The 15,739-nt window shown below is 70.2% G+C and carries 13 protein-coding genes and 1 pseudogene; 8 read left to right on the top strand and 6 right to left on the bottom strand.

The genetic code is table 11. The annotated features are described in order from the left end of the window. Window position 1: 1 nt before the first annotated feature. The 5 genes from FFI97_RS12250 to FFI97_RS12230 all read left to right on the top strand — a co-directional run bounded on the left by FFI97_RS12250 (window position 2) and on the right by FFI97_RS12230 (window position 4,608). Window positions 2-988 (top strand): branched-chain amino acid ABC transporter permease, encoded by a 987-nt coding sequence (locus FFI97_RS12250; protein ID WP_139705400.1) that lies wholly within the window; start codon window positions 2-4, stop codon window positions 986-988. After that, entirely contained in the window at window positions 985-1,749 is a 765-nt protein-coding gene (locus tag FFI97_RS12245) for an ABC transporter ATP-binding protein (protein ID WP_062470612.1), read from the top strand. Before FFI97_RS12250 ends, FFI97_RS12245 begins: the two co-directional genes overlap by 4 nt. Beyond that, on the top strand, window positions 1,742-2,449 hold the full coding sequence (locus tag FFI97_RS12240) for an ABC transporter ATP-binding protein (protein WP_095950659.1): 708 nt from the start codon (window positions 1,742-1,744) through the stop codon (window positions 2,447-2,449). The genes FFI97_RS12245 and FFI97_RS12240 overlap by 8 nt, the downstream gene beginning before the upstream one ends. Window positions 2,450-2,481: 32 nt before the next feature. Then, window positions 2,482-4,185 (top strand): tannase/feruloyl esterase family alpha/beta hydrolase, encoded by a 1,704-nt coding sequence (locus FFI97_RS12235; RefSeq protein WP_139705402.1) that lies wholly within the window; start codon window positions 2,482-2,484, stop codon window positions 4,183-4,185. Window positions 4,186-4,308: 123 nt separating this feature from the next. Continuing rightward, a complete protein-coding gene (locus FFI97_RS12230; RefSeq protein ID WP_070059654.1) occupies window positions 4,309-4,608 on the top strand; it encodes a putative quinol monooxygenase in 300 nt (99 codons plus the stop codon). Between the two features lie 9 nt (window positions 4,609-4,617). On the opposite strand, the gene FFI97_RS12225 is transcribed toward FFI97_RS12230, so the two are convergent. The 5 genes and pseudogenes from FFI97_RS12225 to FFI97_RS12205 form a co-directional block, all read right to left on the bottom strand. After that, window positions 4,618-6,990, bottom strand: a complete 2,373-nt coding sequence (locus FFI97_RS12225) for a TonB-dependent siderophore receptor (RefSeq protein ID WP_139705404.1) — start codon at window positions 6,988-6,990, stop codon at window positions 4,618-4,620. Window positions 6,991-7,143: 153 nt separating this feature from the next. Next, complete coding sequence (locus tag FFI97_RS12220; RefSeq protein ID WP_144004441.1) at window positions 7,144-8,481, bottom strand: sigma-70 family RNA polymerase sigma factor; 1,338 nt, start codon at window positions 8,479-8,481, stop codon at window positions 7,144-7,146. A gap of 130 nt (window positions 8,482-8,611) precedes the next feature. Then, the gene (locus tag FFI97_RS12215; protein ID WP_139705405.1) at window positions 8,612-9,337 is read right to left on the bottom strand and encodes a DsbA family protein; all 726 of its coding nucleotides are present in this window, start codon (window positions 9,335-9,337) and stop codon (window positions 8,612-8,614) included. Then, a pseudogene (locus FFI97_RS12210) lies at window positions 9,331-10,224 on the bottom strand (MBL fold metallo-hydrolase); the annotation flags it as partial. The gene FFI97_RS12215 and the pseudogene FFI97_RS12210, both read right to left, overlap by 7 nt. A gap of 120 nt (window positions 10,225-10,344) precedes the next feature. Beyond that, a complete protein-coding gene (locus tag FFI97_RS12205) occupies window positions 10,345-11,262 on the bottom strand; it encodes a LysR family transcriptional regulator (protein WP_139705410.1) in 918 nt (305 codons plus the stop codon). 104 nt (window positions 11,263-11,366) lie between these two features. On the opposite strand from FFI97_RS12205, the gene FFI97_RS12200 reads away from it, so the two are divergent. The 3 genes from FFI97_RS12200 to FFI97_RS12190 are packed head-to-tail and all read left to right on the top strand — an operon-like array spanning window position 11,367 to window position 14,551. Beyond that, on the top strand, window positions 11,367-12,314 hold the full coding sequence (locus tag FFI97_RS12200; protein WP_139705412.1) for a hydroxymethylglutaryl-CoA lyase: 948 nt from the start codon (window positions 11,367-11,369) through the stop codon (window positions 12,312-12,314). Beyond that, window positions 12,311-13,510, top strand: a complete 1,200-nt coding sequence (locus tag FFI97_RS12195; RefSeq protein ID WP_139705414.1) for a CaiB/BaiF CoA transferase family protein — start codon at window positions 12,311-12,313, stop codon at window positions 13,508-13,510. The genes FFI97_RS12200 and FFI97_RS12195 overlap by 4 nt, the downstream gene beginning before the upstream one ends. 39 nt (window positions 13,511-13,549) lie before the next feature. Next, complete coding sequence (locus FFI97_RS12190) at window positions 13,550-14,551, top strand: Bug family tripartite tricarboxylate transporter substrate binding protein (RefSeq protein ID WP_139705415.1); 1,002 nt, start codon at window positions 13,550-13,552, stop codon at window positions 14,549-14,551. 48 nt (window positions 14,552-14,599) lie between these two features. Here FFI97_RS12190 and FFI97_RS12185 read toward each other — a convergent pair whose 3' ends face one another. Continuing rightward, window positions 14,600-15,727, bottom strand: a complete 1,128-nt coding sequence (locus FFI97_RS12185) for an HPP family protein (protein WP_139705417.1) — start codon at window positions 15,725-15,727, stop codon at window positions 14,600-14,602. Window positions 15,728-15,739: the final 12 nt, after the last annotated feature.

The raw sequence follows: 15,739 nt of genomic DNA, 5'->3' as shown, positions 1-15,739 counted from the left end.
GATGAGCGCGCCTGCCTATGAATCGGCCCTGCTGCGCACCGCGCGCTGGCGCCCCTGGGAGTTCGTGGTCTGGGCCGTGGCCTTCGCGCTGCCGCTGGCCATGCCCTCGCATTCGCTGCTGGTCAACGAGATCGCCATCGTCGCGCTGTTCGCGATGTCGCTCGACCTGATCCTCGGCTACACAGGCATCGTGTCGCTCGGCCATGCGGCCTTCTTCGGCTTCGGCGCGTACGCCGCCGCGCTGTTCGCCAAGCTCGTCATGCCCGGCCCGACCGTCGGCCTCGTGTTCGCCACCGTGCTGTCGGCCGTGCTCGGCCTCGTGGCCAGCGTGACCATCCTGCGCGGCAGCGACCTCACGCGGCTCATGGTCACGCTGGGTACCGCGCTGCTGCTGCTCGAACTCGCCAACAAGCTCGACTGGCTCACCGGCGGCGCCGACGGCCTGCAGGGCGTGGTCATGGGGCCGGTGCTCGGCCTCTTCGAGTTCGACCTGTATGGCCGCACCGCCGCCTGGTACTCGCTGGCCGTGATGCTCGTTCTGTTCCTCGTGATGCGCCGTATCGTGCATTCGCCCTTCGGCGCCACGCTCAAGGCCATCCGCGACAACCGGCTGCGCGCCATGGCCATCGGCATCCCGGTGGTGTCGCGCCTCGCCGTGGTCTACACCGTGGCCGCCGGCATCGCGGGCGCCGCGGGCGCGCTGCTGGCGCAGACCACCGGCTTCGCCTCGCTCGACGTGCTGGCCTTCGACCGCTCGGCCGACGTGCTGTTGATGCTGGTCATCGGCGGCGTGGGCTGGCTGTACGGCGGCGTGGCGGGTGCCATCGTCTTCAAGCTGCTGCAGACCTGGCTGTCGTCGGTGACGCCGCAGTACTGGATGTTCTGGATCGGCCTCATCCTCGTGCTGCTGGTGCTCGTGGGGCGCGACCGGTTGCTCAAACCCTGGACCTGGTTCGGCACTGCGAAGAAGAAGGGCGGTGCGGCATGACGACCGACACCGTGCTCTCGACCCAAGGCCTCGTGATGCGCTTCGGCGGCATCACGGCCACGAACAACGTCACGATGGAACTGAAGCGCGGCGCGCGCCATGCGCTCATCGGCCCGAACGGCGCCGGCAAGACCACGCTGATCAACCTGCTGACGGGCGTGCTCACGCCCACCGAAGGCCGCATCTCGCTGCTCGGCGAAGACATCACCACGCTCGCGCCGCACAAGCGCGTTGCGCGTGGGCTGGTGCGCACCTTCCAGATCAACCAGCTCTTCGACTCGATGACGCCGCTGGAAACGCTGGCGCTCGTGGTGTCGCAACACAAGGGCATCGGCGCGCAGTGGTGGCGCCCGCTGGGTGCGGACAAGCGCATCGCCGAGCGGGCAGGGCAACTGCTGGAGCAGTTCCACCTCGCCGACGTCGCCCAGCAGCAGACAAAATTCATGGCTTACGGCAAGCGCCGCCTGCTGGAGATCGCGATCGCGCTGGCTTGCGAGCCGCGCGTGCTGCTGCTCGACGAGCCCGTGGCCGGCGTGCCCGCCGGCGAGCGCGAAGAGCTGCTGCAGACCGTGGCCGCGCTGCCGGCCGACGTGTCGGTGCTGCTCATCGAGCACGACATGGACCTGGTGTTCAGCTTCGCCGACCGCATGACCGTGCTGGTCAATGGCGCGCTGCTGACCGAAGGCGACCCCGAGACGATCGCCAACGACCCGAAGGTCAAAGAGGTCTACCTGGGCCACGGAGAACATGCCCATGTCTGAACTGCTGCGCATCGAGAACCTGAGCGCCGGCTACGGCGAGGCCGTGGTGCTGCACGACGTGGCCTTCACGCTCGGCGAGGGCCAGACGCTCGCGCTGCTGGGCCGCAACGGCACCGGCAAGACCACGCTCATCAACACGCTGGCCGGCGCCACGCGCCAGCACGGCGGCACCATCGCGCTCGGCGGGCAGGCGGCGCTGCACAAGCTGCAGCCGCACCAGCGCGCGGCGGCCGGCATCGGCTGGGTGCCGCAGGAGCGCAACATCTTCAAGTCGCTCACCGTGCATGAGAACCTCACGGCGGTGGAGCGCCCCGGCCAGTGGAACCCGCAGCGCGTCTACGAGATGTTCCCGCGCCTGGCCGAGCGCAAGACCAACCTGGGCACGCAGCTGTCGGGCGGCGAGCAGCAGATGCTGGCCGTGGGCCGTGCGCTGGTGCTCAACCCGAAGCTGCTGCTGCTCGACGAGCCGCTCGAAGGCCTCGCACCCATCATCGTGGAAGAGCTGCTGCGCGCCATCCGCCGCATCACGCAGGGCGAAGGGCTGGCCGCGATCATCGTGGAGCAGCACCCGCAGGCGATCCTCGCGATTTCCGACCAGGCCGTGGTGCTCGACCACGGGACCATCGTGCACGCCGACACCGCGGCGGCGCTGCGTGCGCAGCCGGAAGTACTCGACCGGCTGCTGGGCGTGGCGCGGTAGCCGCCGCAGCGAACAACCAAGGAGACAGACAGATGGCGACCCCGAAGACAGTGTTTTGCGGGGGCGCCATGCTGGCGACCGCCGCCTTGCTCGCCGCATGCGGCACGGCCCCGACCGGCCCCACGCGCCTCGGCCTCGGCGCCGATCCGGCCCCCGCTTGCGCGGCGCTCACCGCGCCGGTGGCGGCCACCGCCATCGGCCTGCCCAGCGGCGCGGCGACGATCGACTCGGCAGCGCTCGTGCCGGCGTCTGCACTGGCCGTGGCCGAGCGCGGCCCCAGCCCCGCGTCGCGCATCACGCCGGCAATGCCCGCGTACTGCAAGGTGCTCGGGCGCATCGCACCGGTCGACGCGAGCGCGCCGCCGATCCTGTTCCAGGTCAACCTGCCGCTTGCATGGAACGGGCGCAGCGTGCAGTACGGCGGCGGGGGCTTCAACGGCACGCTGATCACCGGCCTGGCGCTGGTGCCCGCCGCGCGCTTCGACCTGCCCACGCCGCTGGCGCAGGGCTACGTGACCTACGGCACCGACTCGGGCCACCAGAACGTGCAGGGCCAGCCGCCGCAGGTCTTTGCGCTCAACGACGAGGCGCTCGTGAATTTCGCGCATGCCTCGTACAAGAAGGTGCGCGACGTGGCGGTGGCGCTGACGCAGCGCGCCTACGGCCACGCACCGCAGAAGCTCTACTTCATGGGCAGCTCCGAAGGCGGGCGCGAAGCGCTCACGATGGCGCAGCGCTATCCGCAGGACTTCGACGGCATCTTCAGCCGCGTGCCGGTGATCAACTGGACCGGGCTGCAGCATGCGGGCACGCGCAACGGCATCGCCACCTTCGGCGAAGGCTGGCTGCGGCCCGCGCAGGTGCAGCTGGTGCACAACGCGGTGCTCGCGTCGTGCGATGCGACGGATGGCGTGGCCGACCGCATCGTGTCGAACCCGGTGGCCTGCCTGCAGCGCTTTGATCCGACCACTTTGCGCTGCGCAGCGGGCACGAGCGGCGACAACTGCCTCAACGACGCGCAGGTGCAGGCGGTGCGCACGCTGCGCTCGCCGTGGCGCTCGCCCGTGCCGCTGGCGCATGGCGTCACCGAGTACCCGGGCTGGGGCATCGGCGGTGAAGGCACGCCGGCCTTCGCCTCGATGGGCGGCTGGAACGCGTGGTGGACCGGCTCCGCCGCGCCGACCGTGCCGCCGCAGCCGAGCAACGGCATCGCATGGTTCTACGGCAGCGGGGCGCTGCAGTATTTCTACGCGCGCAATCCGTCGCTCGACGTGCGCAACTACCGCGCCGAAGACTTCGCGGCCCGCATCGCCACCGTGTCGCAATTGATGGACTCGACCAACCCCGACCTGAGCGCCTTCCACGCGCGCGGCGGCAAGCTGCTGATGCTCGAGCACATGGCCGACTACGCGCAGAGCCCGTTCGCCGGCATCCGCTATTACGAGTCGGTGGTGGCACGCATGGGCCGCGAGAACGTGGACCGCTTCATGCGCCTGTACACCGCGCCCGGTGTCGACCATGTGGGCAGCGGCGCACCGGCCAATGTCGACATGCTCGGCGCGCTGGCCGACTGGGTCGAGCGTGGGCGTGCGCCGGCCGGGCTGCAGTTGCTTGAACAGGAAGTGCAGCCGCCGTTCAAGACGACCCGCGCGCGTCCGCTGTGCGAGTGGCCGCTGTGGCCGCGCTACGTGAATGGCGATGCGTCGCAGGCAGCGAGCTTCCAGTGCAGCCGGTAGCGCGCGCTTGAAGCGGCCGCGATCTTCAAGGTGCGATTGAAGGAGTTTCGGGGCGAGGGGGCTTTTTCATGTGCGAGGGTCGCCGCAGACTGCAGGCATCCGAACTCCACAACGCACCGACCCATGAGCACCACGCCCCTCATCAGCATCGCCGTCCTGAAGGCCAAGACCGGCCAGCGCGAGGCGCTGCGCGACGCCCTGAGCGCGCTGGTGGCGCCCACGCGGCAGGAGCCCGGCTGCCTCGACTACACCTTGTTCGAACTGCGCGACGAGCCCGGCAGTTTCTACATGCGCGAGTCGTTCCAGGACCAGGCCGCGCTGGACGCGCATTTCGCCACGCCGTATTTCCAGGCCTTCGAAAAGCGGTTCGACGCGCTGCTGGACGCACCGATCCGGCTGGTGTTCCTGGAGAAGGTCGCCTAGGCGCCGGCCTCAGAACTGGTACTTGGCGCTCGCGACCACCGCGCGGTCGCTGCCGGGGTAGTACTTGCTGTACGCGCGCGATGCGGCGTACTGGCGGTTGGCCAGGTTCGTGGCGCTCAAGGCGAAGCGCCAGGGCCCGCGCTTGTAGTGCACCGTGGCGTCGAGCAGCGCGACGCCGCCTTCGGACGAGGTGTTGCCCACGTCGTTCCAGCGCTTGCCGATGTAGCGCACGCCGCCGCCGAAGCCGAAGCCGTTGCCCATCGTGTAGTCGAGCCAGAGCGAGGCCGTGTTGCGGGGCACCTGGATCGGTGTCTTGCCGCGCTCGGTCTCGTTGGCGCTTTCGCGCACCTTGGTGTCGAGCCAGGTGTAGGAGGCCGTGAGGTTCAGGTCGCGCGCCAGCTCGGCCTTGGCTTCGAGTTCGAGCCCGCGTGAGCGGATGCGGCCGATCTGGCGCGCCTCGAAGGTGTTCTGGTCGTAGGTCACCACGTTGGATTTGCGCAGGTCGAACACGGCCGCGGTGAGCAGCGCGCGCGTGCCCTCGGGCTGGAACTTGACGCCGGCCTCCACCTGCTTGCCACGGCTCGGCCGGAACGGCGTGCTGTTCAGGTCGACGCCGCTGGTCGGCATGAAGGATTCGGCGTAGCTGAGGTACGGTGCCCAGCCGTTGCCGACGAGGTAGCTCAGGGCCGCACGGCCGCTGAACCTGTCGTCGGTCTGTGTCGTGCGCTCGCCCTTCAGCCGGTCGTAGGTGGCGGACTTGACGTGGTCCTGCCGTCCACCGAGCGTGAGCAGCCAGTGGGGACCGAACTTGATCTGGTCCTGTGCGTACACGCCGAGCTGCTCGGTGGTCTGCGTGAAGTTGCTGTCGGGCCGGAACGGTTCCGCCACCGGCAGGCCGTTGACGGGAACGCGCAGATCCAGGCTCGGCGCCGGCCCGGAGAACTGCTTGGCCGTGTACCGGACACGCGACCAGTCGACGCCGAACAGCAGCGTGTGCTCGACGTCGCCGGTGCGCACGCGGCCCTGCAGCTGCGTGTCGGCGGTCCATTGGTTGACCCACTCGGGTGCGAAGCGCGCGGTGCGCCGCAGCGTGTAGCCGTCGGGCGCGAGGTTGACGACCACGTGGTGCTTGTCGGTGTCGAAGCTGAAGTAGCGCGTGTTCTGGCGCACCGTCCAGTCGTCGTTGATGTGGTGTTCGAACAGGTAGCCGAGCGACGATTGCTGCTGCTTGATCCGGCTGTATTTCGGTTCGCCCTGGATGAGCCCGGTGTCGCGCCCCTTCGCGTCGGTCACGTTGAAGGTGTCGTCGCTGGCATCGCTCTTCAGGAATTCGCCGAGCAGGGTGAACGAGGTGGCGGCCGACGGCTGCCAGCGCAGCGAAGGCGCGAGGTAGCTGCGCTTCACTTCGGCGGGGGCGCCGTTGGGGTAGCGCTGCTGGCTGTTGCTGTCCAGCTCGACGCCCACGAGGCGGTAGCTCAGCGTGTCGCTCAGGGCGCCGCCCAGGTCCACGGCCAGTTGCTTGCGCTGGAAGCTGCCGTACTGCACTTCGATCTCGCGCGTGGGCGTGCTGCTCGGCATCTTGCTGACGCGGTTGACGATGCCGCCCGCATCGCCCAGCCCGAACATCACCGACGACGGGCCGCGCAGCACCTCGACGCGCTCGACGCCGTAGGGCTCGGTCAGCGAGTAGGCCGGCAGCAGCAGGCCGTCGCGGTACATGGCGTTGCCTGCGGTGGCGTCGAAGCCGCGCAGCAGCAGCCAGTCGATGCCGCGTGCGTCGTAGCCCCAGTTGCCGGCAACCACGCCCGGTGCGTAGCGCACGGCTTCCATCACGGTCTGCACGCCGCGCGCTTCGAGTTCTTCGCGGCCGATGACGGAGATCGACTGCGGCACTTCGAGGATCGGCGTGTCGGTCTTGGTGGCGCTCTGGCTGCGCCGGGCGACATAGCCCGGCACCGGGCCCAGGCTGGTTTCGAGTTCGGCCGTGGCGCTCACGGTCACGGCCGGCAGGGTGGCGCCTGCGGCGCTTGGCGCTTTCTCGATCACCAGCGTGCTGCCCGCTACGCGGCCGGCCAGCCCGCTGCCCTGGAGCAGTTGCGCGGCAGCGGCCTGCACGCTGAGGCTGGCCTGCACCGGGCGGCCCTGCAGGCCCTGCAGCAGGCCCGGCGCCGCCAGCAGCTGCACGCCGGCCTGGCGCGCAAGCTGGTTCAGCGCCTGGTCCAGCGGCTGGGCGGGGATCGAGAAGGCGATGGCTGCGCCGGCGGCAGGCGGTGTCGCGCTCTGGGCCCAGGTGGTCTGGCTGGCCTGCGTGACCAGGCACAGCACGGCCGCCGCGATCAGGTGGCGCCGGCCGGCGGGGAGAAGAAGGTGGCGGGAGGGCATGCGGTTCTCTCGGTTCAGGTCGGGGTCATGAAAATTCCGGGACGTCCGCAGGGCGGTTGTTCCGGGCTCCATGGACTGATACGACCGAGCGAGCGCAATCCCTCAAGCAGATCGCAAGAAAGACAAGGCAAGGCCAGCGGGCGGATGCCGGCGTCAGGAGATCGGGCGGCGCTCGATGACCAGGGCGCGTTCCGCCCCGTCGTCTTCGCGCACCCGCACCGGCAGGCTGTTGGGCAGCAGGCGCAGCCAGGTGCCCGCCTCGGCGATGCGCACGCGCCCGAACACCGGGAGTTGTGCGGCCTCGGGCGCCACGCGCAGGGGGCGCGGGCTGTAGCGCGCCAGGCGCTCCACCACCTCGCCGAGCGGCTGGTGATGAAAGTCGAGCCAGCCGTCGCGCCACGGGGCCACGGCGCTGTTCACGGCGTTCGCGGCCGGTTGGGCCGCAGACAGCTGCAGCGCCGTGTCGATGAAGGCGCGGTCGCCCGCGCCGAGCACGCGCGCGTCGCCGCTCGCGCTGCGCACCCGCACCTGTCCCGACTCCACCGCGACGCGCACGCCGCCGTCCTGCAGCGCGACTTCGAAGCGCGTGCCCAGCACCGTGATCTCGTGGCCCAGCGCGCTGACGATGAAGGGGCGCGCCTCGTCGCGCGCCACGTCGAAGAACGCGCTGCCGGCCAGCAGCCGCACGGTGCGGCGCGTGGCGAAGTACTGGACCTCGGCGCGGCTTGCGGCGTCGAGCGTGAGGCGGCTGCCGTCGGGCAGCGCCTGTGCCTGGATGCGTCCGATGGCGGTCGCCAGGGTGGCGCTGTAGCCGGGCATCCACTGGCGCCAGGCTTGCCAGAGCGCGGCGCTGCCGACGCTGAGGCCGCCCAAGCCGAGCAGGGCCGACAGCGCGCGGCGCCGCCCGGTGCGCGCCGGCGCCACGTCGCCGCGCCAGCGGTGCAGCGCGGCCTCGACGCTGTCGAGCGCCCGCATCACCTCGCGCTCCACGGTCTTGATCGACACGCCATGGCGGCGCGCCAGCTCGGCATGGCAGGCGCCGTCGAGCCGGTCGGCCAGGAAGATGTCGCGGCTGCGCGGCGGCAGGGCCCGCAACGCGGCATCCACCGCGTCGAGTGCCTGCCGGTGGGCGATGCCGTCGGCCACGTCGCGCGTGCTGTGGTGGTCGTGTCCCGTCGTCAGCCCGGTGTCGAGGTCGACGGGGGCGGGGCTGAAGCGCTCCGCGCTGCGCTGGCGGCGGCGCAGGTGGTCGATGGCGAGGTTCTCGGCCACGGTGTAAACGTAGGCGCGCACGGCGGCCTCGGGCGGGGCGGGGTCGGCGGTGGTGTCGTCCCGCGCTTGCGCACGTTCGGCCAGCCGGACCCAGGTGTCGTGCGCCAACTCCCGCGCTTCGTGCGGGCTGCCGGTGCGGCGCGCGATGAAGCGCACCAGTTCCTGGTAGCTGTCCTGGAAGGCTTTCAGCAGCGGGCTGGAGGAGAGTTGGGCGGACATGGGCTGGGGTGTGGCGCGCGAATCGCAGGAGAATTATTGTCGAGAATAGTTCTCATTTGATGGCGGCATACCCGAATCGGCCCCGTTCTGTGGCGAACGGGGCCACCGCCGGCCCAGACCGGCGATGCGGCTAGATCGCGCAGCCGTCGGGGCCGCAGGCTTCCGGCGCAGTTGCAGAAGGCGCCGGCGCGACGAAGGTGGCGAGCTGCGCTTTCCAGTCGTCCGCACGCCCCAGCCACGGCCCGATGTCGATGCGCCCCGCGTTGCCATCGGCCTGCGCCAGCACGAAGGTCGGAAAGCCCTGGCCGCCTGCGCGCTGCAGCAGGTCGCGGCTCGCGGCGATGTGCCGTGCGGTGGCGTCGCCCGTGTGCTGCGCGAAGGCCGCAGCGAAGGCTTCGGCGTCGAAGCCGAGCTCGACCGCCAGTTCGGCGAGCACGCCGGCCTCCGCAATGCGCCGGCCCTCGACATAGTGGGCCTGCTGCACCCGGTGCGCCATGTCCAGCCCGCCGCCCGCACGCAGCGATTCGGCCGCGAGGATGGCGGTGATCGGCGGTTCGGAGTCCATCACCGCGCCGGTGTCGCGCAGCAGGCCTTCGAAGTAGGCCTCGCCGAAGGGCTGGCCTGTGAGTTCGGCGATGCGCTTGTCGTGCGGGATCACGTAGTCGCGCCACTGCGGCGTGATGGGGCGGCGGTTGGCGCCGGTCATCATGCCGCCGGCGTGCAGCTCGACGCGCAGGCCCGGCACGGTGCGCGCGGCCTCGACCAGCGGCGCGGCGGCGTAGCACCAGCCGCACAGCGGATCGAAGATGCAGTGCAGGGTGGCGGAGTCGCCGTTGTTGTTGGTTACTGCGGCCACTTCATTTCTCCCTTGATGACCTTGGCGCCCAGTTCAAGCGACGAGGCGTCCTCGAGCTTCGGGTAGCGCTGCTTCATGGCGGCGATCAGCGCGGCCGAATCCTTGGCCTTGGTGGCTTCGGTCTCGAAGGCCTTCAGGTAGTCGCGCGTGAACCTCACCGACGCCACGGTGTAGGGCGCCGAGCCGTCGGCGTTCGGCAGGTAGTGGCCGGGCACGACGGTCTTGGGGTGCAGCGCGGCGATGCGGTCGAGGGTCTTGAGCCAGTCGCGGCGCGACTGCACCGTCTGCGTGTCGGCCACCCAGACGTGGATGTTGGCCGACACCGGAATGCCGCCGACCACCGCCTTCAGCGAGGGAATCCACGCGAACGTGCGCGCGGGCGAGGGGCCGTCCAAGCCGACGACCTGGATCTTCTTGCCTTCGAGCACGAGGCTGTCGCCGGCCAGCGGCTCGGGCACGACCAGCGCCTGGGGCGCGTTGTCCTTGAGGATCGGGCCCCAGTGCGCGAGCTTGCCGTCCTTGGAGGCCTGGATGGCGGCCACGGTCTGCGGCGTGGCGACGATCTTCGCGTCGGGGAAGGCGGCGCGGATCACGTCCAGGCCGAAGTAGTAGTCGGGGTCGCTGTGACTGATGTAGACCGTGGTCAGCTTCTTGCCGCTGTCCTTGATCTTCTGCACCAGCGCCTGCGCGTCGTTGCGCTGGAACTGGGCGTCGACCAGCACGGCGTCGGTGGCGCCGGCGACCAGCACCGACGACACGGGGAACATCGACTTCGTGCCGGGGTTGTAGACGTCGATCTTCAGCGGCTGGGCGGCCTGGGCGGCGAGGGGCGCGAGGGCGAATGCGGCGGACAGGGCGGCGGCGGCAACGAGGGTTCTGCGGAACATGGCGGTGTCTTTCGGTCGGTGGAGTTGAGGGTGACAGCGTGAACAGACCGGATGTTAGGTTGCGAGAAACGAAACAAAAACCACCGCCAGCACAATGAATCGTTTCTGATATCGGACGAATCAGGCGTCTTCGGAGCGGTCCGTGGCGCAGCGCTCGAGGTGCGCGACCAGCAACTGCGCCGAGGGCGACAGCGCCGCCTCGCTGCGAAAGCAGATCGCAAAACGCCGGCGCGCCCAGTCGTCCGTGAGCGGCATCAGCCGCAGCCCGAAGGCCTCGGTGAAGGGCCGGGCGACCTCCGCCGGCACCACGCTGATGGCCAGCCCGGCGCGCACCACGCGCAGTGCCGCATCGAAGTTGGACACCAGCACGCGGTACACGAGCGGCTTGCCGGCCACGGCCGCCTCGCGCGCGAGCATCAACTGCACGGCGCTGAGCGCGGGCATGCCGACGAATTCGTGGTCGAGCACCTGCTCGAAGCGCACCGCGTCATGGCGGGCCACGGGGTGCGACGGGTGGGCCACGATGGCCAGGTGGTCGGAGCGGTAGTCGCGCCGCTCCAGCCCGTCGAGGTCGGCCGCGTCCCAACACAGGCCGATGGACGCGATGCCCTCGCGGATGCCGCGCACGATCTCGGGGCTCACGCGCTCTTCCATGTCGACGCGGATGTTGCGGTGCGCCGGGTCCTGCAGGAAGCCGGCCACGTCCTCGGCCAGTGACTCGGCCATGACCGAGGCCGAGGCCAGGATGCGCACATGCCCGCGCGCGCCGCCCGCGTAGGCGGCCATGTCGCGCTCGATGCGGGTGGCGCTGCCGAGCATGGCGCGTGCGTGTTCGAGCAGCGTTTCGCCGGCCGGCGTGGGCACCACGCCGCGGCGCTTGCGCAGCAGCAGCGGCGTGCCGACCGTGTCTTCGAGCTGGGCCAGGCGCTTGCTGATGGCCGAGCCGACGATGTTCGCCTGCTCGCCCGCGCGCGCGATGCTGCGGCTGTCGCAGACGGCGACGAACAGGCGCAAGGTGGTCAGGTCGAGGTCTCTCATGAAGTTCCAATCGGGAAGCAAACGGCTTCCAAAATATACCTTCAGGACTGAATCGGAACTTCTACGATCGACGTCATTCAGTTCCTCACGACGGAGACACGCTCTTGATTCACGCCTTCCTGCCGCCGCGCGCGGTCGTCCGCGAAGTGGGCCTGCGCGACGGCCTGCAAAGCATCGCCCGCGTGCTGCCCACGGCACGCAAGCTCGAATGGATCCGCGACGCGCACGCGGCCGGCCAGCGCGAGATCGAGGTCGGCTCGTTCGTGCCGGCGCACCTGCTGCCGCAGCTGGCCGACACGGCCGAGCTGCTGGCTTTTGCGAAGACGCTGCCGGGGCTTTTCGCCTCGGTGCTGGTGCCCAACCTGAAGGGCGCCGAGCGCGCCATCGCGGGCGAGGCCGACCTGATGATGGTGCCGCTGTCGGCCAGCCACGCGCACAGCCTGGCCAACCTGCGCAAGACGCCGGACGAGGTGGTGGCCGAGGTCGGCCGCATCCGCGCGGCGCGCGACGCGGCGGGCTCGAAGACGCTGATCGACGGCGGCGTGGGCACGGCCTTCGGCTGCACGCTGCAGGGCCATGTCGACCCCGACGAGGTGCTGCGCCTGATGCAGGCGCTGCTCGATGCCGGCGCCGACCGCGTGAGCCTGGCCGACACGGTGGGCTACGCCGATCCGGCCATGGTGCGCAGCCTGTTCGAGCGCGCACTGCGCATCGCGGGCGACCGCCTGTGGTGCGGGCATTTCCACGACACGCGCGGGCTGGGCCTGGCCAATGTCTACGCCGCGCTGGAGGTCGGCATCACGCGCTTCGACGCCTGCCTGGCCGGCATCGGCGGCTGTCCGCATGCGCCGGGCGCGAGCGGCAATGTCGACACCGAAGACCTCGTCTTCATGCTCGAGAGCATGGGCGTGCAGACGGGTGTCGATCTGCCGAAGCTGCTCGATCTGAGGAAGCGCGTGGCCGGCTGGCTCGACGGCGAGACGCTGCAGGGCACGGTGTGGCGCGCGGGCTTTCCGAAGACCTTTGCACCGGCGGAAGGCGTCGCGGCATGAGCACGGAAGAAAAACGCCTGCCGCTCGCGGGCATCCGCGTGGTCGAGTTCACGCACATGGTCATGGGGCCGACCTGCGGCATGGTGCTGGCCGACCTGGGCGCCGAGGTCATCAAGGTCGAGCCCATCGACGGCGACCGCACGCGGCACCTGCTGGGCGCGGGCGCGGGCTTCTTCCCGATGTTCAACCGCAACAAGAAGAGCATCGCGCTCGACCTGCGCCATCCGCAGGGGCTCGAGGCCGCGCTGCGCCTGTGCGCCACGGCCGACGTGGTGGCGCAGAACTTCCGCCCCGGCACGATGGACAAGTACGGCCTGGGCTATGTCGCGCTGGGCAAGCTCAATCCGCGCCTCGTGTACGTGAACCACACGGGCTTCCTGCCCGGCCCCTACGAGCACCGCACCGCGCTCGACGAGGTGGTGCAGATGATGGGCGGGCTCGCGTACATGACGGGGCGCCCCGGCGATCCGCTGCGTGCGGGCAGCAGCGTGAACGACATCATGGGCGGCATGTTCGGCGCCATCGGCGCCATCGCCGCGCTGATGCAGCGCGCCGAAACCGGCAGGGGGCAGGAGGTGCAGTCGGCGCTGTTCGAGAACAACGTGTTCCTGGTCGGCCAGCACATGCTGCAGTACGCGATCACGGGGCAGGCGGCCGCGCCGATGCCCGAGCGCATCTCGGCCTGGGCGCTGTACGACGTGTTCACCGTGAAGGACGGCGAGCAGATCTTCCTGGCGGCCGTGAGCGACGCGCAATGGAAGACCTTCTGCGATGCGCTGGGCTTCGACGACCTGAAGGCCGATGCCACGCTGCAGACCAACAACGACCGCGTGCGCCTGCGCCCGACCTTGCTGGCCGCGTTGCGCACCCGCCTGGCCGACCGTTCGGCCGCGGAGCTGTCGGCGATCTTCGAGGCGCGCGGCCTGCCGTTCGCGCCGATCACGCGGCCCGAAGACCTGTATGCCGATCCGCACCTGCAGGCCACTGGCGGTCTCGCCGACATCCGCCTGCCCGATGGCGAGCGGGCCGGCGAGATGGCGCAGACCACGCTGTTCCCGATCACGCTCGGCGGCGAGCGCCTGGGCGTGCGCCTGCATCCGCCGACGCTGGGCGAGCACACGCGTGCGCTGCTGGCCGAGCTGGGCTATGCGCACGAACAGGTCGAGGCGCTGCACGCCGAAGCGGCCGTGGCCTGATCCTTCAAGCACCGACAAAGACAAAGAGAGACAAGACCCATGAGCCCGATTTCTTTTGCTTCTTCTTCATCATTCAACCGCCGCGCGCTGCTCGGCCTGGGGGCGTCGGCGGTCGTGCTGTCGGTCGCCCGCCCGGTGTTCGCGCAGGGCGGCGACAAGCCCGTGCGCTTCATCCTGCCGATCAGCGCGGGCTCGGGCGTGGACGCCATCGCGCGCGCCGCCTCGGTCGCGCTCGGCAAGGCGCTGGGCCAGCCGGTGGTGATCGAGAACCTGCCGGGCGCCGGCGGCATCACCGGCACCTCGGCCGTGATCAAGGCGCCGCCCGACGGGTTCACGCTCGGCATGGTGTCGAACAACCATGTGATCAACCCGAGCGTGTTCAAGAAGATGCCCTTCGACGCCATCGCGGACATCACGCCCATCAGCGTGGTGGGCGCCACGCCGCTGGTGCTGGCCGTGAACCCGAAGCTGCCGGCGAAGAACGTGAAGGAGCTGGTGGCGCTGCTGCGCGCGAAACCCGAGGGCTACAACTACGCCTCGTCGGGCAACGGCACCATCATCCACCTCGCGGGCGAGATGTTCATGGACGAGGCCGGCGTGAAGGCGCGGCACATTCCGTACAAGGGCACCGGGCCGATGGTGACCGACATGATCGCGGGGCAGGTCGAGATGGGCGTGGTCGCGCTGCCGGCGGTGCAGCCGCATCTGAAGAGCGGCGCACTGCGCGCCATCGGCCTGTGCGGCCCGGCGCGTTCGCCGGCCGCGCCCGAGATTGCGACGATCGCGGAGCAGGGGCTGCCGAACTACGCGGTCGAAGGCTGGTTTGCGGTGATCGGCCCGCCGAAGATGCAGCCGGCGGACGTGAAGCGCGTGCACGAGGCCATCGTGGCCGCCTTTGCCGCGCCCGAGGTGCGCGAGGCGATGGACAAGCAGGGCAACATCGTCAAGCCCACGTCGCCCGAGCAGGCGGCGAGCTATTTCCGCAGCGAGGCCGCGCGCTACGCGGCACTGGTGAAGAAGGCGAACGTGGTGCTGGAGTGAAGCCTTGCGCCTTCCCCTTCGCGAGAAGGGGGAGGCGACGTGCGGGCCCTACGCCGGGCTCACCGCGCGGTACAGCGCCCGCACGAAATCCGACTGCGTGATCATTCCCGTCAGCCGCTTCTCTTCATCGATGATCGGAATGTGGTGGTGCCCGCCTTCGGAGAACAGCGGCACCAGCTCGACCACCGGTCGGTCGGCGCTGGCCACGCGCACCTGGCGCGTCATGATCTGGCCGACCACCTCGGGCTTGTTCGACATCACCGTGCGCGTGGCGCGGATCAGGTCGCGCAGCCGGCCGGCAATGCCGTCGTGGTGCTGCAGATCGAGCTGACGAAAGAAGTCGGCCTGTGTGACGATGCCGACCACGCGGCGCGTGCGGTCGGTGACGGGCAGCGCCTTGATGTGGTGCTGGTGCATCAGCGTCCAGGCTTCCTGCAGCGGCGTGCCGAACTCCACCGAGATCGGCGTGCCCGACATGATGTCGGCGCAGTGCAGCGTGCCCAGCCGGCGCTTGTACGACTCGAGCTCGGTCTGCTGGATCAGCGACTCGAGGTCGTCGCGGCTGATGTCGAGCACCTGGTTGTAGCGCGCCAGCACGGCGTCGATGTCGGCCTGGCTGAAGCGCGCGTCGGGCGAGGGCGGGCGCGCCACCTGCACGTGCGGATAGCGCCGCCCCGTGAGCGTGTTGTAGGCCACGCCGGCCAGCACCAGCAGCAGCGAGTTCACGAGCACCGGGAACAGCGCCGCCGAGAAATCGGTGGTGTGCGTGAGCACCGCCAGCAGCGCCGCCGCGCCGCCGGGCGGGTGCAGGCAGCGCGTGAAGAACATGAGGCCGATGGCCAGCGCCACGGCCACGGCGGCGGCCACGGCGGTGTCGGGAATCCAGCTGGCGCAGGCGATGCCCACCAGCGTCGACAGCGTGTTGCCGCCGATCACCGACCAGGGCTGGGCCAGCGGACTGGCGGGCACGGCGAACACCAGCACGGCGGTGGCGCCCATCGGCGCGACCAGCCACACCGCATGCTCCAGCGGCACGGACAGCCAGCGGCACAGCAGGCCGGTGATCAGCAGCCCGATGCCTGCGCCGCCCACGGCGCGCAGGCGCTCGCGCGCGTTGACGTTGGAAGGGCCCGGGAGCCAGGCGCGCAGATAGGTCCACAGTGCGGCGAATCGCATCCCCCGTCCCCC

This window comes from Variovorax sp. KBS0712 (assembly GCF_006323185.2).
Taxonomy (GTDB): domain Bacteria; phylum Pseudomonadota; class Gammaproteobacteria; order Burkholderiales; family Burkholderiaceae_C; genus Variovorax; species Variovorax boronicumulans.
Note: the sequence above shows the minus strand (reverse complement) of the source record. Positions and strands in the feature narration are given on the sequence as shown.